This is a genomic window from Marmoricola sp. RAF53 (assembly GCF_052114005.1).
Lineage (GTDB): Bacteria > Actinomycetota > Actinomycetes > Propionibacteriales > Nocardioidaceae > Marmoricola.
This window is the reverse complement of sequence record NZ_JBFRDX010000004.1, coordinates 41,798-61,571: the sequence shown is the minus strand read 5'-3', so window position 1 is coordinate 61,571 and position 19,774 is coordinate 41,798. Positions and strand designations below refer to the sequence as shown.

At 73.0% G+C, this 19,774-nt stretch carries 22 protein-coding genes; 8 read left to right on the top strand and 14 right to left on the bottom strand.

Features of this window, described 5'->3' with window-relative positions; all coding sequences use genetic code 11:
• Positions 1-8: 8 nt before the first annotated feature.
• From pcrA to AB4Y76_RS04465, 3 genes are all read right to left on the bottom strand, one after another.
• A complete protein-coding gene (gene pcrA / locus AB4Y76_RS04475) occupies positions 9-2,486 on the bottom strand; it encodes a DNA helicase PcrA (RefSeq protein ID WP_441922550.1) in 2,478 nt (825 codons plus the stop codon).
• 91 nt (positions 2,487-2,577) lie between these two features.
• A complete protein-coding gene (locus AB4Y76_RS04470) occupies positions 2,578-3,078 on the bottom strand; it encodes a DUF4234 domain-containing protein (protein ID WP_441922548.1) in 501 nt (166 codons plus the stop codon).
• A 10-nt stretch (positions 3,079-3,088) separates the two neighbouring features.
• On the bottom strand, positions 3,089-4,255 hold the full coding sequence (locus AB4Y76_RS04465; protein ID WP_441922546.1) for an MBL fold metallo-hydrolase: 1,167 nt from the start codon (positions 4,253-4,255) through the stop codon (positions 3,089-3,091).
• A gap of 56 nt (positions 4,256-4,311) precedes the next feature.
• Between AB4Y76_RS04465 and AB4Y76_RS04460 the strand changes: the two genes are divergently transcribed.
• The gene (locus AB4Y76_RS04460; protein ID WP_441922544.1) at positions 4,312-4,701 is read left to right on the top strand and encodes a DUF2237 family protein; all 390 of its coding nucleotides are present in this window, start codon (positions 4,312-4,314) and stop codon (positions 4,699-4,701) included.
• On the opposite strand, the gene AB4Y76_RS04455 is transcribed toward AB4Y76_RS04460, so the two are convergent.
• Positions 4,694-5,449, bottom strand: coding sequence for a class I SAM-dependent methyltransferase (locus AB4Y76_RS04455; RefSeq protein WP_441922892.1), 756 nt, complete (start codon positions 5,447-5,449; stop codon positions 4,694-4,696). The genes AB4Y76_RS04460 and AB4Y76_RS04455 overlap by 8 nt on opposite strands.
• 64 nt (positions 5,450-5,513) lie before the next feature.
• Here AB4Y76_RS04455 and AB4Y76_RS04450 point away from each other — a divergent pair, with 64 nt between their 5' ends.
• The 3 genes from AB4Y76_RS04450 (at position 5,514) to AB4Y76_RS04440 (ending at position 8,069) form a co-directional block, all read left to right on the top strand.
• Positions 5,514-6,209: a hypothetical protein gene (locus AB4Y76_RS04450; protein WP_441922542.1), complete on the top strand. Its 696-nt coding sequence runs from the start codon at positions 5,514-5,516 to the stop codon at positions 6,207-6,209.
• Positions 6,210-6,326: 117 nt separating this feature from the next.
• Positions 6,327-6,677 carry a YciI family protein gene (locus tag AB4Y76_RS04445; RefSeq protein WP_441922540.1) on the top strand — a complete coding sequence of 117 codons (351 nt, stop codon included), beginning with the start codon at positions 6,327-6,329 and terminating at the stop codon, positions 6,675-6,677.
• 123 nt (positions 6,678-6,800) lie between these two features.
• Entirely contained in the window at positions 6,801-8,069 is a 1,269-nt protein-coding gene (locus AB4Y76_RS04440; protein ID WP_441922538.1) for an RNA polymerase sigma factor, read from the top strand.
• Positions 8,070-8,072: 3 nt separating this feature from the next.
• On the opposite strand, the gene AB4Y76_RS04435 is transcribed toward AB4Y76_RS04440, so the two are convergent.
• From AB4Y76_RS04435 to AB4Y76_RS04395, 9 genes are all read right to left on the bottom strand, one after another.
• Positions 8,073-8,258 (bottom strand): DUF1918 domain-containing protein, encoded by a 186-nt coding sequence (locus tag AB4Y76_RS04435; protein ID WP_441922536.1) that lies wholly within the window; start codon positions 8,256-8,258, stop codon positions 8,073-8,075.
• Positions 8,239-8,529: a hypothetical protein gene (locus AB4Y76_RS04430; RefSeq protein WP_441922534.1), complete on the bottom strand. Its 291-nt coding sequence runs from the start codon at positions 8,527-8,529 to the stop codon at positions 8,239-8,241. The genes AB4Y76_RS04435 and AB4Y76_RS04430 overlap by 20 nt, the downstream gene beginning before the upstream one ends.
• A gap of 20 nt (positions 8,530-8,549) precedes the next feature.
• A complete protein-coding gene (locus tag AB4Y76_RS04425; RefSeq protein WP_441922532.1) occupies positions 8,550-8,960 on the bottom strand; it encodes a hypothetical protein in 411 nt (136 codons plus the stop codon).
• Positions 8,961-9,054: 94 nt separating this feature from the next.
• Positions 9,055-9,990, bottom strand: coding sequence for a MerR family transcriptional regulator (locus AB4Y76_RS04420; protein ID WP_441922530.1), 936 nt, complete (start codon positions 9,988-9,990; stop codon positions 9,055-9,057).
• An 8-nt stretch (positions 9,991-9,998) separates the two neighbouring features.
• A complete protein-coding gene (locus AB4Y76_RS04415) occupies positions 9,999-11,525 on the bottom strand; it encodes a flavin-containing monooxygenase (protein WP_441922528.1) in 1,527 nt (508 codons plus the stop codon).
• Positions 11,522-12,466 carry a ferritin-like domain-containing protein gene (locus tag AB4Y76_RS04410; RefSeq protein WP_441922526.1) on the bottom strand — a complete coding sequence of 315 codons (945 nt, stop codon included), beginning with the start codon at positions 12,464-12,466 and terminating at the stop codon, positions 11,522-11,524. The genes AB4Y76_RS04415 and AB4Y76_RS04410 overlap by 4 nt, the downstream gene beginning before the upstream one ends.
• Positions 12,453-13,334: an SDR family NAD(P)-dependent oxidoreductase gene (locus tag AB4Y76_RS04405; RefSeq protein ID WP_441922524.1), complete on the bottom strand. Its 882-nt coding sequence runs from the start codon at positions 13,332-13,334 to the stop codon at positions 12,453-12,455. The genes AB4Y76_RS04410 and AB4Y76_RS04405 overlap by 14 nt, the downstream gene beginning before the upstream one ends.
• A complete protein-coding gene (locus AB4Y76_RS04400) occupies positions 13,331-14,359 on the bottom strand; it encodes an alpha/beta hydrolase (protein WP_441922522.1) in 1,029 nt (342 codons plus the stop codon). The genes AB4Y76_RS04405 and AB4Y76_RS04400 overlap by 4 nt, the downstream gene beginning before the upstream one ends.
• Before the next feature lie 65 nt (positions 14,360-14,424).
• Positions 14,425-16,425: an NERD domain-containing protein gene (locus AB4Y76_RS04395; RefSeq protein WP_441922520.1), complete on the bottom strand. Its 2,001-nt coding sequence runs from the start codon at positions 16,423-16,425 to the stop codon at positions 14,425-14,427.
• Between the two features lie 123 nt (positions 16,426-16,548).
• Between AB4Y76_RS04395 and AB4Y76_RS04390 the strand changes: the two genes are divergently transcribed.
• On the top strand, positions 16,549-17,154 hold the full coding sequence (locus tag AB4Y76_RS04390) for an HD domain-containing protein (protein ID WP_441922518.1): 606 nt from the start codon (positions 16,549-16,551) through the stop codon (positions 17,152-17,154).
• Between the two features lie 17 nt (positions 17,155-17,171).
• Here the strand turns inward: AB4Y76_RS04390 and AB4Y76_RS04385 are convergent, their stop codons facing one another.
• A complete protein-coding gene (locus AB4Y76_RS04385; RefSeq protein WP_441922516.1) occupies positions 17,172-17,444 on the bottom strand; it encodes a DUF4031 domain-containing protein in 273 nt (90 codons plus the stop codon).
• Between the two features lie 39 nt (positions 17,445-17,483).
• Between AB4Y76_RS04385 and AB4Y76_RS04380 the strand changes: the two genes are divergently transcribed.
• From AB4Y76_RS04380 to AB4Y76_RS04370, 3 genes are all read left to right on the top strand, one after another.
• Positions 17,484-18,248 carry an enoyl-CoA hydratase-related protein gene (locus tag AB4Y76_RS04380; RefSeq protein WP_441922514.1) on the top strand — a complete coding sequence of 255 codons (765 nt, stop codon included), beginning with the start codon at positions 17,484-17,486 and terminating at the stop codon, positions 18,246-18,248.
• 180 nt (positions 18,249-18,428) lie between these two features.
• Positions 18,429-18,953 carry a hypothetical protein gene (locus AB4Y76_RS04375; RefSeq protein WP_441922512.1) on the top strand — a complete coding sequence of 175 codons (525 nt, stop codon included), beginning with the start codon at positions 18,429-18,431 and terminating at the stop codon, positions 18,951-18,953.
• A 90-nt stretch (positions 18,954-19,043) separates the two neighbouring features.
• Positions 19,044-19,697, top strand: a complete 654-nt coding sequence (locus AB4Y76_RS04370) for a signal peptidase I (RefSeq protein ID WP_441922510.1) — start codon at positions 19,044-19,046, stop codon at positions 19,695-19,697.
• Positions 19,698-19,774 lie beyond the last annotated feature (77 nt).

Below are 19,774 nucleotides of genomic sequence, written 5' to 3'. Positions count from 1 at the left end.
TCAAGCGCTCAGAGCTTCTCCACCGGCGCGTACCGCAGCAGCAGCCGCTTCACGCCCTCGCTGCCGAAGTCGATGCTCGCGACCGCCTTGTCGCCGGCGCCCTCGACCGTGACCACGGTGCCCAGGCCGAACGAGTCGTGCTGGACCCGGTCCCCCGGGTCGAGAGTCGGGATCGCGCGCCCGGCCGTCGCCTTCTTCGACGCGTCCGCTGACGCGGTGGCACTGCTGAAGCGGGTCTGCATCGCCTGCCGGCCGCGGCCGGTGAGGCTGCCCGAGCCGTAGCCGCCGCCCCCCGCCCCGAAATCAGAGGCAGCCGGCCGCCCCCAGCTGGTCATCTCGGCCTGCGTCCGCTTCCAGTCGACGAGGTCGACCGGCAGCTCGTCGAGGAACCGGGAGGCCGGGTTGTGCGCCGGGGCGCCCCACGCGGAGCGGACCACCGCGCGGGAGACGTAGAGCCGCTCCCGGGCGCGGGTGAGGCCGACGTACGCGAGCCGGCGCTCCTCCTCCAGCTCGGGCTTGTCGCCGAGCGAGCGCAGGTGCGGGAAGACCCCGTCCTCCAGCCCCGTCAGGAAGACGACCGGGAACTCCAGGCCCTTGGCGGTGTGCAGGGTCATCAGGGTGACGACGCCGGGCGCCCCCTCCCCGTCAGCACCGTCGCCCTCGGGCGCATCCGGGATCTGGTCGGAGTCGGCCACCAGGGCGACCCGCTCCAGGAAGTCGGTCAGGCCCGGTACGACGGGATCGGCCGCCGGGTCCCCCTCGGCCAGGACGGCGTCCGCCGGGTCCGCGCTCGGACCGAGCTGCGGGTCGTCGGCGAACTCGCGGGCCACCGCGACGAGCTCGGCCAGGTTCTCCACCCGGGTCTCGTCCTGCGGGTCGTCGGACTCCTCCAGCTCCTGGAGGTAGCCGCTGCGGGTCAGGGTCTGCTCCAGCACGACGTCGACCCGCTCCCCCGCGGCGACCATCGACTGGAGCTGCTCGATCAGCTCGACGAACGCGCTGATCGCGTTCAGCGAGCGGCTGGCGAGGCCGGGAGCCTCGCCGGCCCGCTGCAGCGCCTCCCAGAACGTGATCCGCTCGCGGGTCGCGAACGCGTCCAGGCAGGCCTCGGCCCGGTCCCCGATCCCGCGCTTGGGGGTGTTCAGGATCCGGCGCAGCGAGACCAGGTCGCTCGGGTTCGCCAAGGTCCGCAGGTAGGCCAGCGCGTCCTTGACCTCCTTGCGCTCGTAGAACCGGACGCCGCCGACCACCCGGTAGGGCATCCCGACCCGGATGAAGACCTCCTCGAACACCCGGGACTGCGCGTTGGTCCGGTAGAAGACGGCGACGTCCCCGGCGCGGGCCGAGCCCTCGTCGGTGAGCCGGTCGATCTCCTCGGCGACGTACCGGGCCTCGTCGCGCTCGTCGTCGCCGACGTACCCGGTGATCTTGGCGCCGTCGCCGGCGTCGGACCACAGCCGCTTCGGCGTCCGGCCCTCGTTGTGCCCGATCACCGCGTTGGCCGCGGTCAGGATCGTCTGCGTCGAACGGTAGTTCTGCTCCAGCAGCACCGTCTCCGCGTTCGGGAAGTCCTGCTCGAAGTCCATGATGTTGCGGATGTTCGCGCCGCGGAACGCGTAGATCGACTGGTCGGCGTCACCGACGACCATCAGCTCGGCGCCGGGGACGCCCTCGGGTGCGCCGGTCTCCTCCAGGGAGTCCGCGCAGAGCTCGTGGATCAGCGCGTACTGGGCGTGGTTGGTGTCCTGGTACTCGTCGACGAGCACGTGCCGGAACCGGCGGCGCCAGTTCTCCCGCACGTCGGGGAACGCCCGGAACAGCAGCACGGTCTGCATCAGCAGGTCGTCGAAGTCGAACGCGTTCGCCTGCCGCAACCGCTCCTGGTAGACGCGGAACGCCTCCGCGTAGGTGCGCTCCTGGTCGTTGCCGGCGTCCTTCGCGGCCTCCTCGTGGTCCTGGAGCTCGTTCTTCGCGTTCGAGATCCAGTTCAGGATCGCTCGCGGCTGGTAGCGCTTCACGTCCAGGTCGAGGTCGCGGCAGACCAGCGTCATCAGCCGCTTGGAGTCGGCCGCGTCGTAGATGGTGAAGTTCGACTTGAAGCCGAGCTTGTCGCTCTCCTTGCGCAGGATCCGCACGCAGGACGAGTGGAACGTGCTCACCCACATGATCCGGGCCCGGCCGCCGACGAGCTCCTCGACGCGCTCGCGCATCTCGGCGGCGGCCTTGTTGGTGAACGTGATCGCCAGGATCGAGCCCGGGTGCGCGCCGCGCTCCGTGATCAGCCAGGCGATCCGCCGGGTCAGCACCCGGGTCTTGCCGGAGCCGGCGCCGGCGACGACCAGCAGCGGGGCGCCCTCGTGCACGACCGCGCGGGCCTGCGGTTCGTTGAGCCCGGCGAGCAGCTCGTCGCGGGTCGGGCGGCGACGGCGCGCGGTCTCCTCGGGCTGCGTGGTCGGGAGGCCGGGGATCGGGAACTGCATGCTCATGTCCGGCTAAGACTATGCGGGAACACCGACGGCCGCCGACCGGACGTGTCCGGGTCGGCGGCCGTCGTACGAAGACGTGCGCGGGAACGGGTCAGGCGGTCGCGCCCATCGACTCCCAGTACTCGTTGAGGTCGCCGTTGACCTTGACGAACCAGACGATCGGGCCGATCAGCGGGAGCAGGAACCACAGGCCCCACAGCGCCGAGACGGTCGGCTTCCGGCCGGCCAGCTCCTGGGTGTTGCCGATCTCCAGCGGCGTCAGGAACATCATCACCGGCGCGACGAAGAGCCAGATGATGACCGCGATCGCGCCGCCGACGCCGCGGCCGGTGTGCTGCTTCAGCTCGCTGTGCACGAAGCCCATCCAGAAGAAGCTGTAGATGCCGAGCGTGAGGATCATCCACAGGAAGGCGAGACCCGTCGAGCGCACCTTGCCGACCGGGCCGGGGCCGTACATCTGCGGCACCGGGGCCCCGTACGCCGGCGCCGGGACCGGCGGAGGCGGCGGCGGCACTGCGTCGGCGGAGGGAGTCTCGGCGGACGGCTTCTTCGACAGGTCCGGCGGCGGGGGCACGGGCGTCTGATCGCTCATGCCCGGCAATCTAGCCTTCTTTTCGGTTCGCGTCCGGCAGGCCCGCCCAGCGCCCGGCCGGCGCGGTCCACCAGTCGTCGACCGGGAGGTCGCCTCCGGCGTCGAAGCGCTCCCCCGGACGCGGCACGGCGACCCGGACGCCGTGCTCGGCGGCCTCCTCGACCAGCCACTCCACCGGGGCCGACCAGGTGTGGAAGGCGAGGTCGAAGGTCGCCCAGTGCACCGGCAGCAGCACGCCGCCGCGGACGTCGCGGTGGGTGCGGACCGCCTCGGCCGGGTTGAGGTGGATGTCGGACCAGCGGTCGTCGTACGCGCCGATCGGGAGCACCGTCAGGTCGAACGGCCCGTACGCCGCCCCGATGTCGGCGAACGCCGGCGTGTAGCCGGTGTCGCCGCCGAAGAAGACCGCGCGGCGCTTCTTCCCGGCGCCCACGGTCATCGCCCAGGAGGACCACAGCGTCTTGTTCCGGGTGAACCCGCGCCCGGAGAAGTGCCGCGCCTCGGTGCAGGTCAGGGTCAGGTCGTCGAGGCCGGGGAGCCGGACGGTGTGCGCCTGGTCCCAGTCGAGCTCGACGACCCGGTCCTCGGGGACGCCCCAGCGGCGCAGGTGCGCGCCGATGCCCAGCGGCACCACGAACACCATCTCCTGCTGGGCGGTGAGCGCGTCGATGGTCGCGGTGTCGAGGTGGTCGTAGTGGTCGTGGGAGATCAGCACGGCGGAGAGCCGCGGCAGGTCGGCGAGCTCCATCGGCACCGGGTGGTTGCGCTTCGGCCCCACGCTGGCGGACGGGGAGACGCGGTCGCTCCAGACCGGGTCGACCAGGACCCAGTGGCCGGCGATCTCGACGAGGACGGTGGCGTGGCCGAGCCAGGTGGCCGCCAGGCCGGCGGCGGTGGCGGGCAGGTCCGGGGTCACCAGCGGCACGGCGCCCTCGGGGCGGCCCCGGTCGCCCTTGCGGGCGAAGTCGACGGCCATCGAGCCCTGGTTCCCGCTCGCGACCACGTCGGACGGGAGTCGGTTGTGGAACGCCCCGTCGCGGTACTGCGGCGACCGGATCCCGGTCGGCGTCACGCCCATCGAGCGGCGCAGGCCCCGGGTGGCCCTGGTGACGGGGGTGACCAGCGCGGCGGTGGCACCGACGGCGGCGGCGAGGACGGGGACACGGGAACGACTCACCCGCCCATTGTGCTCCTCGGCCGGTAGCCGCGGGACGAACGTGGCAGGCTCGGCACATGAACGAGCGCAACGTGCTGGGCGGCGAGCTGGAGCCCTGCGGCACCGACCCGGTGACCGGGTTCCACCGCGACGGCACCTGCACCTGCGGGCCGCAGGACGTCGGCCTGCACGCCGTCTGCGCGGTGATGACCGCGGAGTTCCTGGCCCACCAGCGCTCGGTCGGCAACGACCTCACGACGCCGCTGCCGCAGTGGAACTTCCCCGGCCTGCACCCGGGAGACCGCTGGTGCGTCGTGACCGCCCGCTGGCAGCAGGCCTACGACGACGGCGTCGCGGCGCCGGTGGTGCTCGCCGCGACCAGCGAGCGCGCCCTCGAGCTGGTGCCGCTGGAGCAGCTCCGCGAGCACGCCGTGGACGTGCCCGACGACGCCAGCGACCTCACCTGACGGTCGCGGTCACCGACCAGGCCGACGCCCGGACCTCGAACGGGCCGTCGCCCAGCCGGGCCCGGCAGGCGGCCCGGAGCCCGTCGCGGGCGTCCGGGTCGAGCCGCTGGACGTAGGCCCCGGCCGGCCCGACGCCCATCGTGTACGGCGCCCACCAGTCCTCGAAGCCGGCGTACGGGACGGTCACGGTCAGGTAGCCCTGGACGCCGTGCAGCCCCGCGGCGGCGAAGAGCTCCGCGAGGTGCCCCTCGCGGGCACCGGCCATCCCGGACTCGGTGAGCGCCCCGGGGTCGCGCGCCGTGACCGTGTCCCAGAAGACCGACAGCGGGCTGGCTCCCCCGGCGAAGTCCCAGACGCAGGCCGCCACCGTGCCGCCGGGGCGGGTCACCCGGGCCATCTCGGCGAGGCCGGCGACCGGGTCGGCCATGAAGTGCACGACCAGCTGGGCGAAGGCGGCCACGAAGGCGTCGGCGTCGTACGGGAGGTCCTCGGCGGTGCCTTCCCGGACGTCGGCCCCGGGGAACCGGGCCCGGGCCGCGGCGACGAACGGGGGCGACGGGTYGATCGCCGAGACCGCGGCCTCGCCGACCCGCGCGGCGAGCCCGGCGGTGAGCGCCCCCGGTCCGCAGCCGACGTCGAGGACCCGCTGTCCCGGCGCCAGGTCGACGGTCTCCGCGAAGCGTGCCGCGAGCGGCTCGGAGTACCGGCCCATGAACCGGCCGTAGCTCTCCGCCGCGACGTCGAACATCACCGGACCACCGTAGGCCGGGATTCACCGCCCGGTCGCGTGCCCGGCCCCCTAGATTGCACGCGTGACCAAGCTGATCGCGGCCCTCCACGGCGCCGACGCCCCCGCCCTGCTCGCCCCCGGCCCCGGCTCCGACCTCGGCTCCGACCTCAGGGCCCGGCTCGCCGACGCCGGGTGCACCCGGGTGCAGGTCAACCTCGACGACGCCGACGTGGCGCCGGCGATGCGGTTCGGCCCCGGTGACGGCCAGGGGCGCCCGATCACCGGTTTCGTGACCGTGTGGACCGAGGACGCGGCGGCCACCCTGTCCGTGCTCGCGGCGCTGGACGGCGGCCCGTCGGTCTACCGGGTCACCGAGCACCGTCCGGTCGAGCCGCCGGTCGTGCCCGACGGCGAGCGCGCCGACGCGCTGGCCAACGTCGCGGTGCTGCGCCGGCCCGCGGGGATGAGCCAGGAGGAGTACCTGGAGATCTGGCTCGGCGGCCACACCCCGATCGCCTCCGAGACCCAGTACACGTTCGGCTACGTCCAGAACGTCGTCGAGGAGGCGCTCACCCCGGACGCGCCGGTGATCTCGGCGATCGTCGAGGAGCTCTTCCTGATGGCCGGGATGACCGACGTGCACGCGTTCTACGGCAGCGGCGGCGACGAGGAGGAGCTCAACCGCCGGATCACCCGGCTGATGGAGAGCTGCGCGCGTTTCGGTGCGGGCGACGGACTGGACCTGGTGCCGACGAGCCGGTACCTCTGGAACCTGTAGAACTTTTTTCTCGGGCGATGTCGAAGCGCCGGGGAGCCGTTCGACGTACGGGCAAGAACCACCCCCCACGACAGAGAGAGTGTGATCCAGATGCCGCGTTTCATGGGATTCGTTCGGATGGAAGAGGGCCAGGCGCCGCCGCCGCAGGCGATGTTCGACGCGATGGACGTCTACGTCGGTGAGCAGGCCGCGAAGGGCGTCTTCCTCGACGGCGGTGGCCTGTTCGGCACCGAGGACGCCGTGAACTTCGTCGTCCGCAACGGCGAGGTCACCCGCGTGGACGGCCCGTACGCCGAGGCCAAGGAGGTCGTCGGCGGCTGGGCGATCATGCAGTACGACACCCTCGAGGACGCGATCGAGGGCAGCCGGGAGTTCGCCGAGCTGCACGCCAAGCACTGGCCCGACTGCTCGATGGTCTCGCAGCTGCGCCAGATCCCGGAGGAGCCGCCGGCCGCCGCCGACGCCTGATCGGTTTCGAGACGGTCGCTGCGCGACCTCCTCAACCACCGGTGGTCGAGGAAGGCGCGCAGCACCGGTGGTTGAGCAAGGCGCGCAGCGCCTGTCTCGAAACCCCTGCCCTACCCTGGCGACGTGAGCGACGTCCCCACCACCGCCGACGCGATCACCGCCACCTGGCGCTCGGAGTCGGCCCGCCTGGTCGGTGCGCTCACCCGGATGACCCGGGACGTCGAGCTCGCCGAGGACCTGGCCCAGGACGCCCTCGTCGCCGCACTGGAGCAGTGGCCGGCCACGGGCGTCCCCGAGAACCCCGCGGCGTGGTTGATGACCACCGCCAAGCGCCGCGGGATCGACCACTTCCGGCGCGCCGACAACCTGCGCGCGAAGACCGCGCTGCTCGGTCACGCCCTGAGCGAGGAGGCCGTGATGGACCTCGACGCCCAGGTCGACCACATCGAGGACGACGTCCTCCGGCTGATCTTCCTGTCCTGCCACCCCTCGCTCACCCCGGAGTCGCGCGCGGCCCTGACGCTGCGCCTGGTCGGGGGCCTGAGCACCGCCGAGATCGCCCGCGGCTTCCTGGCCACCGAGTCCACGATGGGCCAGCGGATCTCCCGGGCCAAGCGCACCCTGGCCGAGGCGCGGGCCGAGTTCGAGCTGCCGACCGGCGAGGACCGGGTCCGGCGCCTCGACGACGTGATGGCCGTGATCTACCTGATCTTCAACGAGGGCTACAGCGCGACCGCCGGCGACGACTGGATGCGCCCCGAGCTCACCACCGAGGCGATCCGGCTGGCCCGGATGCTCGCCGGGCTGATGCCCGAGGAGCCGGAGGCGCACGGCCTCCAGGCACTGCTGGAGCTGCAGGCGTCGCGGACCGACGCGCGGACCGACGCAGCGGGCCGGCCGGTGCTGCTGGAGGACCAGGACCGCGCCCTGTGGGACCAGCTGCTGATCCGTCGCGGCCTGGCCGCGCTGGAGCGGGCCGAGCTGCTCGCCGTGCGCGGCAAGCCGGTCGGGCGCTACTACCTGCAGGCGGCGATCGCGTCCCGGCACGCCCGCGCCCGCACCGCCGCGGAGACCGACTGGCGCGCCATCGCGACCCTGTACGACGTCCTGGCACAGGCGGCCCCCGGCCCGGTCGTCGAGGTGAACCGCGCGGTCGCGCACGGCCGCGCCTTCGACCCGGGCGCCGGGCTGGCCGTCCTCGAGGACCTGCCCCCGGACGCGCTGGCCGGCTCGCACCTGCTGCCGAGCGTGCGCGGCGACCTGCTGTCCCGGGCCGGGCTGCACGCGCGGGCCGCGGTGTCGTTCCGGGAGGCTGCCGGCCTGACCCAGAACGTCAGCGAGCGCGACCTGCTGCTGCAGCGGGCCGAGGAGTCCGAGCGCGCCGCCCGCTGAATCTCAGCCGGCGTGCTCGACGTGGGCGTCCGGCCCCGGGAAGACCAGGCCCTCGTGCCCGTCGGTCCACCGCACCAGGTACGGCGGCGAACCGTCCGCGCCCCGCACCTCGAGCACCTCGGCGAGCTTGCGGGGCTCCCCGACGTGCCTGCTCTCGACCACCAGGCGGTCACCGACCTTGGCCTCCATCACGCACCTCCTGCTCCCACCTTGCGCCGTCGGGCTCTCCGGAGACAAGGGTTCCGCCGCGACTGCGCCAGGAGAGCGCGGAACGGTGCGAGAGCGCGGAGAGCGCGGAGAAGGTGCTGCCCAACGAGCCGATCGAGAACGCCGAGGCGATCGAGCCGATCGAGCCGATCGAGGCGATCGACCCGACGCTGCCGATCGACAGGATCGACCCCTTCGAGCGGATGGAGAGGATCGAGTCCTCCGAGTCCCACGACCAGATGCTGTCACCCATGGACCCATCCTGACCGGTCCTCACGCCACGGGACAGACCTCGAGCAGTCCGTCGTGGGCCCGGTGGACCGCCCAGATCCGGTCGCCGACCACCGCGGCCGCGATCTGCAGGTACCGCGTCCAGGCCCGGTCGCCGAGGTGCCAGGGCCCGGTCCCGGGGCGGGTCAGCAGGAACGCCACCGAGGCCGCCTCGCCCGGTCCCTCGAGGAGATCGCGGACGAAGCCGACCAGCTCCTCCACCGGGACGTCGTACGGGCCGTCGGGGAGGTCGGCGACCTGGAGCAGCGGCCCGGCGACCGCTCCGTCGCAGGAGAGGACGAGCATCCAGAGGATGCGCTCGCCGAAGACCAGGTCGCCCATCAGGCGTTCCCAGGCGTCGGTCAGGTCGTCGTCGTCGCGGATCAGCAGGTCGTCGGGAAGTGGAAGGTCCATCCCCGGATGCTGGCCGTTCCGGCTTCCGCGCCGCGGCCGTCGTCCACAGGCCCGGCTCCCGGGCGGCTCGGCGAACGGCTCCCGGGCTCGCGAATCAGGCCGACCCGGCGTCGTCCGCGGCGCGCAGCCGCTCGGCCAGGAACTCGGCGAGGACCTCCTCGATCCGCTGCTCCAGCGAGCCGGCCAGCGCCGCGTTCACGTTCGTCAGCGCGAGGTGCCGGAAGCGGGTGAGCATCTCCACCAGGTCGCCGACGCCCTCGCCGGTGAGGTCGTCGCCGGTGAAGCGGTGGCCGACCTGGCGCATGCCCTCCTCGACGAGCCGGCGGGTGATCCGGTCGACCGAGACCTGGACGTCGGAGGACAGCCGGACCATGTCCTTGGTACCGATCCCGTACCCACGCATCTCCGCGAACCCGCGCACCAGCTCCGGGCGCAGCACCCGGACCCGTTCTCCGGCCCGTTCTCCGGCCGGCTCCAGCAGCCCGGCGTCGAGCAGCACGGCCAGCTCCACCTCGCCGCCGGCCAGCTCGCGGGCTTCGTCCCGGTCGACCACGACCGGCTCCTCGCCGACGTGGGCGGCCACCAGCGCACCCTCCAGGCCGAGCACGTCGGCCAGGTCCTTGCCGCTCTCCCAGGCCGAGAGCATCTCGGTGATGTGCGCCGCCGAGTACCCGCGGTCCAGCATCGAGGTGATGATCTTCAGCCGGGACACGTGGGTGTCGTCGAAGAGCGCGACCCGGCCGCGGCGCTCGGGGGCGGGCAGCAGGCCCCGCTCCTGGTAGGCGCGGATGTTGCGCACCGTGACTCCGGTGACCTGGGCGAGCTCGTCGATCCGGTAGGTGCGCCGCTCCGGGTCCGGCACCCGGTCGGCCTGCACCCGGGCCGGGCCGAGCGAGAGCAGCTGGCGCACCGCGCCCTGCACTGCTCCCCGCGGGTCGCGCGCGAGCTGCCGCTGACCGCGGACCAGCTCGCGGCGCAGCGACTCCAGCACCGTCTCGACGGCGCGGCGGTTGACCCGGGGGGTGTCCATCGCAGCCCTCAGACCGCCGCGACGCCGGCGGCCCAGAGCCGGCGGGCACCGTGCGAGGCGACGTCGTAGTCGGAGATCCGGAAGTCACGCATCTGCCGAAGGTACTGGGTCGCGAAGCCCGGGTACATCGAGGCGTTGAACCCGTCCGCGGTCAGGTACCAGCTGGTGCAGCCCGACATCCAGGTCGTGCTCCGCAGCCGGCGCTGGATCCGCTCGTTGTAGGCGTCCTGGACGTCCTTGCGCACGTCCAGGTAGCGCAGGTCCCGCTCGACGATGGCACGGATGCCGGCCACCGCGTAGCCGATCTGGCCCTGGGCGTAGACGAGCAGCGAGTTGTGCCCGGGGCCCGAGTTCGGCCCGCAGGTGAGGAAGAGGTTCGGGTAGCCGTGCGTGCTGACGCTCTTGTAGGCCTGGGGGTGGCCGGACCACTCGTCCTGGAGCAGCCGTCCGTCCAGGCCGGTCACCGGGTACGGCGGGCCCTCCAGGTGGACGTCGTACCCGGTGGCGAAGACGATCGCGTCGACCTGGTGCTCGACCCCGTCGCTGGTCCGGATCCCGTCCGGGGAGAGGGTGGCGATCGGCCAGGTGATCAGCTTGCAGTTGTCCTGCTGGAGCGCCGGGTAGTAGTCGCTGGACATCAGCATCCGCTTGCAGCCGGCCCGGAAGTCCGGGGTCAGCTGACGGCGCAGCCAGCGGTCCTTCACGGTCAGCCTCAGGTGCAGCCGGCCGACCTGCTGGATCAGGCTGGTCACCGGGGTGTCCCAGACCAGGCCGGTCGCCATCACCTCGTGGACGCCGTACAGGGCGGTCCGGGCGGCCCGCTGGGCCAGCGGCAGCCGCGCGAAGACCTCCCGGGCGGTCTGCGGGATCTCCCCGTCCAGCCGCGGCATCACCCAGCCGGCGGTGCGCTGGAAGACCTTCACCGAACCGGCGGTCCGCACCAGCTCGGGGATGATCTGCACCGCGCTGGCGCCGGTCCCGATCACCGCGACGTCCTTGCCGGCGAGGTCGACGTCGTGGTCCCAGCGGGCGCTGAGGATCTTGGCGCCGCGGTAGTCCTCGATGCCGCGCAGGTCCGGCAGGCTGGCGTCCGACAGCGGACCGGACGCGGCCACGACCGCGCGGGCCCGGTACTCCCCCTGGCTGGTCGAGACCGTCCAGACGCCGGCGGAGCGGTCGAAGGCGAGCGCGGTGACCTCGGTGCCGAGGCGCAGGTGGCCGGCCAGGTCGAACCGGTCGACCAGGTCCTCGATGTGCGCGCGGATCTCGGCGCTCGGCGAGTACGCCCGCGACCAGCCCGGGTTGCTCGCGAACGAGAACGAGTAGAGCAGCGAGGGGATGTCGCAGGCCGCGCCCGGGTACGTCGCGTCGCGCCAGGTGCCGCCGACCCGGTCGGCCCGCTCCAGCACGACGAAGTCCTCGATGCCGGCCTCGCGCAGCTTGATCGCGGTCCCGAGGCCGAGGAAGCCGGCGCCGATCACGACGGCGGTGTGCACCCGCGGCTCCCGGGGCTCGCGTGCCTCGCGTGGGCTCATGCGGCGTTCATCCCCTTGCGGACCGTCCGGCTGACCGGTTCGTAGGTGAGCTCGCGGAACCAGGTCGGGATCGGCCGGAACAGCGCCCGCGGGTAGTGCTCGCTGACCTTGACCATCGTGTTCGCCAGCAGGTGGTACGGGTGCGCGGGGTCGATCACCATCGACGCGTGCACCCGGAGCACCTGGTAGAGCGGGACCCGGTGGGTGTGCTCGCCGCGGGAGCCGAGCTTCTCGAACCGGGCCATCGCGGCGTACAGCTTCTCGGGCTGCAGCCCCATCCCGACCAGGTTGTTGCGCATCCGGTTGAGCAGCGGCACGTACATCAGCGCGCCGATGATCAGGCCGGGGCTGGCGACGTTGCCGACGAAGTCGACGGCGAGCTTGCGGGCGTGGGCGTGGCCGATCAGGTCGAGCACCGCGAAGTCGACCGCGATGTGCCGGGACTCGTCGTTGTTGATCTTCTCGAAGACCTGGTGGCAGACCGGGTCCTGGACCTCCTCGAGGAGGAACTTCAGCAGCGCACCGTCGAGCGCGACCTCCAGCATCGGGATGACCGTGCCGAGCACGGAGAGCGGCATGTCGTCGCCGTAGGTGTCGAGCCACTCGATCGCCATCCGGATGTTCACGCTGGGCTCGGGGATCTCGTCCTCGGCGAGCATCCCCCAGCGGCGCATCAGCGCGAGCTCGGCGTTGGCGTGCCGCTGCTCCTCGGCGTGGAAGTAGCGGTAGATCTCCGCGATCACGGGCGTGGGCGCCTTGGTCGCCAGCGCGGCGAAACCGCGGGCGCCGACGTTCTCGATCCAGCAGAGGTCGGCCATGAACGCCTTGAGCCGCGGCCGGAACTCGTCGCTGATCGTCTCGGCGCCGGGGCCGTCCCAGTCGATGTCGGCCAGCGCCCACTGCCGGTCCTTGATCTTCGCGAGCATCTCATCGAAGTCCACGGATCTTCACCTCTCCTTCGGTCGGCACCTCGTCGTCGATCGGGCCGTAGCGCTCGAGCAGTCCGAGCACCCGGGTCCAGGTGTGCGGGAAGGTGCGCTTGACCTGCCAGCCGAGCTTCGCGTCGAGCTGCGGCAGCACGTGCAGGGCACCGTGGTCGTGGGCGTCCAGGCAGATCCGGGCGACCCGGTCGGGCGACATCCCGAACCGCATCAGCCGGGTCGCGGCGGAGGCGGCCGAGGCGTTGATCCGGCCGGCGCCGACGATGTTGGTCCTCACGAAGGTCGGGCAGAGCACGCTGACCCCGATGCCGGTGCCGGCCAGCTCGGCGGCGAGCGTCTCCGAGAGCGACAGCACGCCGGCCTTGCTGACGTTGTACGCCGCCATCCGCGGAGCCGCGCCGAAGCTCGCCGCGGACGCGACGTTGATGATGCCGCCGCGCTCGATGGTCCCGGCGGCACGGGCCTCGCGGAGCATCGGCGCGAAGACGTGGCAGCCGTGGATCGGGCCCCACAGGTTGATCCCCAGCGTCCACTGCCAGTCCTCGATCGGCACGTCCCCGACGACGTTGCCGCCGGCTCCGACACCGGCGTTGTTGACCACCAGGGTCGGGACGCCCTCGAACCAGCGGATCGCGTCGCTGGCGAGCGCCTGCACGTCCTCGAGGCGGGACACGTCGCAGCGCACGGCGACCGCCTCGCCGCCCTCGTCCTGGATCACGTGGGACGTGCGGCGGGCGCCGGCGAGGTCGAGGTCGCTGACCACCACCTGGCCGCCGCGGCGGGCGAGCTCGAGCGCGAAGGCCCGGCCGATGCCGCTGGCGGCGCCGGTGACGACGGCCCGCGACTTCCGCGAGACCCGGCTGCTCATGCCGTCACCGCGGATCCGCCGGCGGCCGCGGCCCGGCTCTCCAGCGCGTCGACCATGAAGCGGGTGGCCCGGCGCAGTGCCCGGTCGGCCTCGGGCACCATCCGGGCGGCCGCCTGGAAGACGTGCATCTGGCCGGGCCAGACCTCCAGCGTCACGTCGGTCCCGCCGGCCCGGAGCATGTCGTGGAGGTGGTGCGCGTCAGCGGCGAGGAACTCCGCCCCGCCGGCCTGGATCAGGGTGGGCGGCAGCTGCTCGTCCTCGGTGACCACGTGGGTCAGCCGCGGGTGCCGGGGGTCGGTCCCGGCCAGGTAGTGCGCCAGCAGGCGACGTACGCCGGCCGCGGAGATCATCGGGTCGGGGACGACCTGCTCGCGCTGCTCGATCAGGTCGCAGGAGGGGTCGACCAGCGGGGAGAACATCACCAGCCCGGCCGGCAGCGCGCGCCCGGCGCGGAGCAGCACCAGGGCGAGGTCGAGGGTGAGGTGACCGCCGGCCGAGTCGCCGGCGACGACGACCTGGTCGGGCCGCCAGCCCTGTGCCAGCAGCCAGTCGTAGGCCCGTTCGACGTCCTCGGCGGCGGCCGGGAACACGTGCCGCGGCGCGAGCCGGTACTCGGTGCTGAAGACGGTCATCCGAGTCTGCTCGGCGATGCGGGTGACCAGCGGCCGGTGGGTGCGGGTCGAGCAGAGGTTGTAGCCGCTGCCGTGGATGTAGAGCACGACCCCGTCGGTCCGGGCCCCTGAACGGGCGCCGGCGGGCTCGGTCCACTCGCCCTTGATCCGGCCGTGGTCGCGGGTGCCGTGGTCGACCGGGGTGACCCGGACGTCGCGTGCGGTGACCGCGGCGCCGGCCATCAGCGTGGCGAGGACGCGCCGGGTGATCGCGATGCCGAGCTCGTTGTCGGGGATCAGGTGCTCGAGCGGGCGGATGGTGAGCCGGGTGGCGGCGCGGGCGAACCGGGCGCGGTGGGAGGGCGGGCGCGGCCGGAAGGCGGGGCCGTCTCCGGGGAGGGGTGGGGTCTGCACAAAACGATGACAGCACCAACTGTGCCATTGGTCAATGGCACGATTGTTCGGACCCGTACGCCGGCCTAGTCGGCCTTCCAGACGACCTTGTCGCCCTTGGCCCCGCCGAGGTCCACCTTGACCTCCGAGACCGTGCGGCCCGCGGGCAGCGAAACCGGGAGGTACCCGTTCGCGAAGTGCCCCGGGGACACGTCCAGCGGGTTCGGGAGCAGCCGGCCGGCCTCGACGCCGGTGATCCCGGCGGCGACCCGGTGCGCGATGCCGAGGGAGTCGATCACCTCGACCTTGGTGCCGAGCGGCAACGACCAGGCGAGCGAGCCGTTGTTCTGCACCCGCAGGGGGACCGCGAACAGCTGCTCGCCGTCCGCGACCGCACCCGCGACGGGCGTGGTCGCGACCGGCGCACCCGTGCGCAGGTCGAGGGCCGGGTGATAGGCGTTGGCGCCGATCGACGCACTCGTGCCGAGCGAGTACGTCGGCACCTTGCCGAGCTGGATCTGGACCCAGGTGATCGCGGCCGGGACCCGCGGCACGACGCCGGCGATCACGACGACCATCAGCGCGGCGACGAGCGCCGGCATCAACGTCTTCCGGAGCGACCGGTCCTTGTGCCTGGCGGGCGCCGCGGCATCCGCGACCTCCGGGGCCCCAGGGGCCCCTGGGGCCTTGGCGATCTCCCGGCCGGCGAAGCGGGCGGGCAGGTCCTTCTCGGCGGGCTCGGCAGCCCGGTCGGCGGCCCGGTCGGCGGCGACCCGGTCGGCGATGACCTGCTCGGCGGCGGCACTCTCCCGGGCGGCCCGGTCACGCGCCGCCTGGACGCGCGCCTCGGCCTCCGCGAAGCGCCGCTGCTCGAGCTGCTCGCGGCGGAGCTCCAGAGCGGCGCGCTCCTCCGCCTCGCGCTCGATGCGCTCGGCACGCTCGGCCTGCTCCGCGAGCTCGCGGGCGATCCGGTCCTCCTCGATCGCCGCCTGGAGGGCGAGCCGCGCCTCCTCGATCTCGGCGAGCTCGGCAGCCTCCTCGGCCGCACGCTCGGCGTCGGTGAGCCCGGAGTCCTCGACGTCCGCGACATCGACCCCGGCGTACTCCTCGTCGACGACGAAGTCCTCGGCCACCAGCGGCTCGAGCGGCGGCGCGGCGACCAGCGCCCGGCGCTCCTCGGCGGACGGCGCGACCGGTGCGCGGACGACGCGCGGCGGCGGCATCAGCTCTTCCAGCGTGGGGGCAAGCTCGACGACAGGCTCGACGGTCGGCTCCACGTGGGCCTCGACCGGCAGCTCCACGTGGGCCTCGACCGGGGCCTCGACCGGGGCCGGCGACAGCGCGCCCTCCACGGGCTGGACCGGTCGCTCGCTGCCCGCGACGTGCCGCGGGGTGACCGAAGGCGCCTCGCCGCGACGCAGCCGGCGACGCGGAGCGGGGTCCTTGTGCCTCGCCGAGGAGGAACCCGTCTGCGGCTCGACCTCGGTCACGTCCGCCTTGGTGGCGGCGCGTGCGGCGGACCGGGACTTGCTCGGGGCCTGCGGCACCCGCGGGTCGACGGCGCGCAGCCCGCTGCGCAGCGACCGTGCGAGCTGCTGCTGGGTCGCGGTGTCGAGGAGGCCGGGCTGGGTGGTGAGCAGGTCGAGGATGTTCTCGGTCGAGCAGACGGCCACGTCGCCGGCCACGCCCGCGACGGAGTCGGAGCGCACCAGGCACAGCACGCCGACCACCGGAAGGCCGCCGAGGAGGCCGCGCACCGCGGTCGCGGACTCGCCGACCTCGGCGGCCGCGTCGAGCTGCGGGACGCCGTCGAGCAGGACCAGGTCCTCGCGGAACGCGACGGTCCCGGACCAGGTCTCGTCGTTGATCACGTAGACGCCGGAGGGGCCGACCACGACGTGGTCGATCGGGCAGCCGGGACGCTCGGGGACCTCGACGTCGTGCAGCACGAGCCAGCCGAGCACGCGCAGCAGGTCGAGACCGGCCGCGGCGGCCTGCTGCTGGTCCGCGGACCTGCTCGACCTGCGGGCGCCAGGACGCCCGCCCGCGCGCGCGGGCAGTGCGCTGTCGTGTGCGCTGTTCGCCATTCCCCCGGCCATGACCTTCCAGTCGATCGTGGCAGCGACTTTACGGGCAAAAGGTACGAAAGGGGATGGATACTTCGAACCATCCGGGTCAACCGAACGGTCAGGTCACCGTAGGTTGAGCGTGTGACCGACCCCTCGGAGGCGCACCGGCTCGTCGCCGCGTGGCCGCTCCCCGACCGCACCGAGGTGCGCGACCGGCTGCTGGCGGCGTACCGGACCGGCCGCGGCTACCACGACGACCGGCACCTCGCGGAGGTGCTGGCCCGCCTCGACGAGCTCGCCCGCGCAGGCGCGACCGTGTCCACCGAGCTGCTGCTCGCCGCCTGGTTCCACGACGCCGTGTACGACGGCGCCCCCGACGACGAGGAGCGTTCGGCCCGGCTGGCCGAGGCCGACCTCGCCGGGACCGGGGTCGACGTCACCGAGGTCGCGCGGCTGGTCCGCCTGACCACGACCCACGACCCCGCCCCGGACGACACCGTCGGCGCGGCGCTCTGCGACGCCGACCTGGCGATCCTCGCCGCCGACCCCGCGCGCTACCGCGAGTACGCCGCCGGGGTCCGGCGGGACTACGCCGCCGTCCCCGACGCGGACTTCCGGGCCGGCCGCCTCGCCGTCCTGGAGGAGCTGCGTTCCCGCCCGGCCCTGTTCCGGACCGAGCACGCGCGTCGTACCTGGGAGCCGCGCGCCCGGGAGAACCTGGCCGCCGAGATCGCCGCGCTCGGCTGACCGGCCGGAAGACGCCGCTAGCCCGAGATCCGGGGCCGCTTCCGCCGGCGCAGCCCGGCCGCGCGGAGCCGTTCGACCAGCTCGCGGCTGCGCACCGGCACCGCCCCGGCCGCGACCGCCACGTCGAAGTACTCCGCCGGGATGTCGTAGTGGTCCCCGTCGAAGCCGCGCGCCGGGATCTCCAGGGCCGCCGCGAACGCGTGCAGCTCCTCGAAGGAGACGTCCGAGGCGAGATGCGACCACATCCGCCCGCGCCAGGGCACCAGCGGCGGGTCGATCAGGATGGTCACCGGCTCAGGCTAACCAGCCCGCGATCTAGGCTCTCCCCCGTGATCACCGAGGAGCTCCAGGTCCACCGCCGCGACGGCGTGGTCGAGGTCGTGTTCAACCGCCCCGAGCGGCGCAACGCCTTCACCGCCGCCATGTACGCCGGGATGCGCGAGCTGTGCGACGAGCTCCGCGACGACACCGGCGTACGGGTGCTCGTGCTGCGCGGCGCCGGCGGCAAGGCGTTCGCCGCCGGGAACGAGATCTCCGACTTCCTCGACCGGGACGCGGTGACCTACGAGGAGAGCATCCGCGAGCTCCTCGTCGCCCTGTTCGAGCTGCCCCAGGTGACGATCGCCGCGGTCGACGGCGCCTGCGTCGGCGGCGGCCTGGCGGTCGCCACCCACTGCGACCTGCGGATCGCGACCCCGCACTCGCGGTTCGGCTACCCGATCGCCCGCACCCTCGGCAACGCGCTCTCGGCCTCGATCGTCTACCGCTGCGCGAGCGTCTTCGGCGAGTCGCTGACCCGGGAGATGCTGCTCACCTCCCGGCTGACCACCGCCGACCGGGCGTACGCCGTCGGCGCGGTGATGTCGGTGGTCGAGGACCTCGACGCCGAGCTCACCACCGTCGTCGACGGTCTGCTGGCCGCCTCCGGTGTCACGATGCGGGCGACCAAGGCGCAGCTCACCGCCCGGGCCGCCCTGCTGGAGGCCGAGCCGGAGTCCGACGCGGCCCTGCTCGCCGCCGTCTACCACGGCCCCGACTTCGCCGAGGGCGTCCGCGCGTTCCTCGCCAAGCAGAAGCCCGCCTTCGGGCGCTGACGGCAGGTCCGACGGGCCGCCCCTGTTACCCGGGCTTGTCGAAGCGGTACCGGGATGTGTCCCGGCCGGGGATCTCGTGTTGCCGGGCCGTTGCCCTCGGCTCCCTAGCGTTCTGTTCATCGCCGAAACACCGTCTGACCAGATCGCAGCGGATCGCTGCACGAACGCCAGGAGCACCCGATGAACCGCACGATCCTCCTCCCCCTCGCCACCCTCGTCGCCGCCGGTGCCATCGCCGTGGGCTCGGGTGCGACCTTCAACTCCACCACCGGGAACACGATCAGCGCCGTCACCTCCGGCACGCTGACGCACACGAACTCCAAGGACGGCCAGGCGATCTTCAACCTGACCGGCATGAAGCCCGGCGACGTGCTCAACGGCACCCTGACGCTGACGAACACCGGCTCGCTGCCGGCCACGTTCTCGCTCACCGAGGTCTCCTCGAACAACGGCTTCGCCGGCTCGAACCTGACGCTGGACATCGTCGACACCACCAGCAGCGCCACCGTCTACTCGGGCACCTTCGGCGGTCTGACCGACGGCGCGAAGACCGCCCTCGGCGACTGGGCAGCGGGTGCCGCGCACACGTTCCGCTTCACCGTGAAGCTCAACCAGGACACCCCGAACGCCGACCAGGGCAAGACCGCCAACGCGGTCTACAGCTGGAGCTCGGTCCAGCTGGCCGGCGGAACCACCGACCAGTGACCGCCGGGGAGAGGCGCTCCACGGGGGAAGCGCCTCTCCCGCAGGTCACCGCCCACCGAGTGATCCACCCGACCTCGTAGGAGCCGCGCGATGAGCACCCAGACCGACCTCGGCACGGACCGCGCCGCACGCGTACGCCGCGGCATCCGCTGGACCGTCAACGCCGTGATCGTCCTGCTCATCCTCGGCTGCGTCGCCTGGATCGTCCCGGCCCTGTTCGGGTTCAGCCGCTACGTCATCACCGGCGGCTCGATGACCGGCACCTACGACAAGGGTTCGGTGGTCTTCGAGAAGCCGGTCGCCGTCGAGGACCTGAAGGTCGGCGACGTCATCACCTACCTGCCGCCGGCCGACTCCGGCGTCCCGACCCTGGTCACGCACCGGGTCGTGAAGATGGAGCCGGCCGCCGGTGGCGGCACGCTGTTCACCACGAAGGGCGACGCCAACCCGAAGCAGGACCCCTGGCACTTCCGGCTCGTCGACACCGAGCAGCCGGTCGTCCAGTTCGCGGTCCCGCGTGCGGGCTGGATCTTCATCGCCCTCGCCGACCGGGAGGTCCGGATGCTCGTCATCGGGCTCCCGGCCGCCCTGATCGCCCTCGGTGCCCTCGGCCAGCTCGTCGCAGCGATGCGCGAGCGCAGGCGTGGGGAGAAGGCCGTGTCCGTGGCCACCGAGGCGCTGCCGACGTACGTCATCCCGTCGCAGCGAAACCCATCCAGCGTCGGGACCGACCAGCTCGTCTGAGCTCGTCACGGGAGGGATCCCGACGCCGGAGCCTGGGGGGAAGCACCCTCGTCCGCATCGTCCTGGGGGCGGTGCGG

What these genes read in the sequence shown, in the direction of transcription:
- pcrA (WP_441922550.1), bottom strand. Translation starts at nt 2,486, where the DNA reads ATGAGCATGCAGTTCCCGATCCCCGGCCTCCCGACCACGCAGCCCGAG.
- AB4Y76_RS04470 (WP_441922548.1), bottom strand. Translation starts at nt 3,078, where the DNA reads ATGAGCGATCAGACGCCCGTGCCCCCGCCGCCGGACCTGTCGAAGAAG.
- AB4Y76_RS04460 (WP_441922544.1), top strand. Translation starts at nt 4,312, where the DNA reads ATGAACGAGCGCAACGTGCTGGGCGGCGAGCTGGAGCCCTGCGGCACC.
- AB4Y76_RS04445 (WP_441922540.1), top strand. Translation starts at nt 6,327, where the DNA reads ATGGAAGAGGGCCAGGCGCCGCCGCCGCAGGCGATGTTCGACGCGATG.
- AB4Y76_RS04435 (WP_441922536.1), bottom strand. Translation starts at nt 8,258, where the DNA reads ATGGAGGCCAAGGTCGGTGACCGCCTGGTGGTCGAGAGCAGGCACGTC.
- AB4Y76_RS04430 (WP_441922534.1), bottom strand. Translation starts at nt 8,529, where the DNA reads ATGGGTGACAGCATCTGGTCGTGGGACTCGGAGGACTCGATCCTCTCC.
- AB4Y76_RS04425 (WP_441922532.1), bottom strand. Translation starts at nt 8,960, where the DNA reads ATGGACCTTCCACTTCCCGACGACCTGCTGATCCGCGACGACGACGAC.
- AB4Y76_RS04420 (WP_441922530.1), bottom strand. Translation starts at nt 9,990, where the DNA reads ATGGACACCCCCCGGGTCAACCGCCGCGCCGTCGAGACGGTGCTGGAG.
- AB4Y76_RS04415 (WP_441922528.1), bottom strand. Translation starts at nt 11,525, where the DNA reads ATGAGCCCACGCGAGGCACGCGAGCCCCGGGAGCCGCGGGTGCACACC.
- AB4Y76_RS04405 (WP_441922524.1), bottom strand. Translation starts at nt 13,334, where the DNA reads ATGAGCAGCCGGGTCTCGCGGAAGTCGCGGGCCGTCGTCACCGGCGCC.
- AB4Y76_RS04395 (WP_441922520.1), bottom strand. Translation starts at nt 16,425, where the DNA reads ATGGCGAACAGCGCACACGACAGCGCACTGCCCGCGCGCGCGGGCGGG.
- AB4Y76_RS04375 (WP_441922512.1), top strand. Translation starts at nt 18,429, where the DNA reads ATGAACCGCACGATCCTCCTCCCCCTCGCCACCCTCGTCGCCGCCGGT.
- AB4Y76_RS04370 (WP_441922510.1), top strand. Translation starts at nt 19,044, where the DNA reads ATGAGCACCCAGACCGACCTCGGCACGGACCGCGCCGCACGCGTACGC.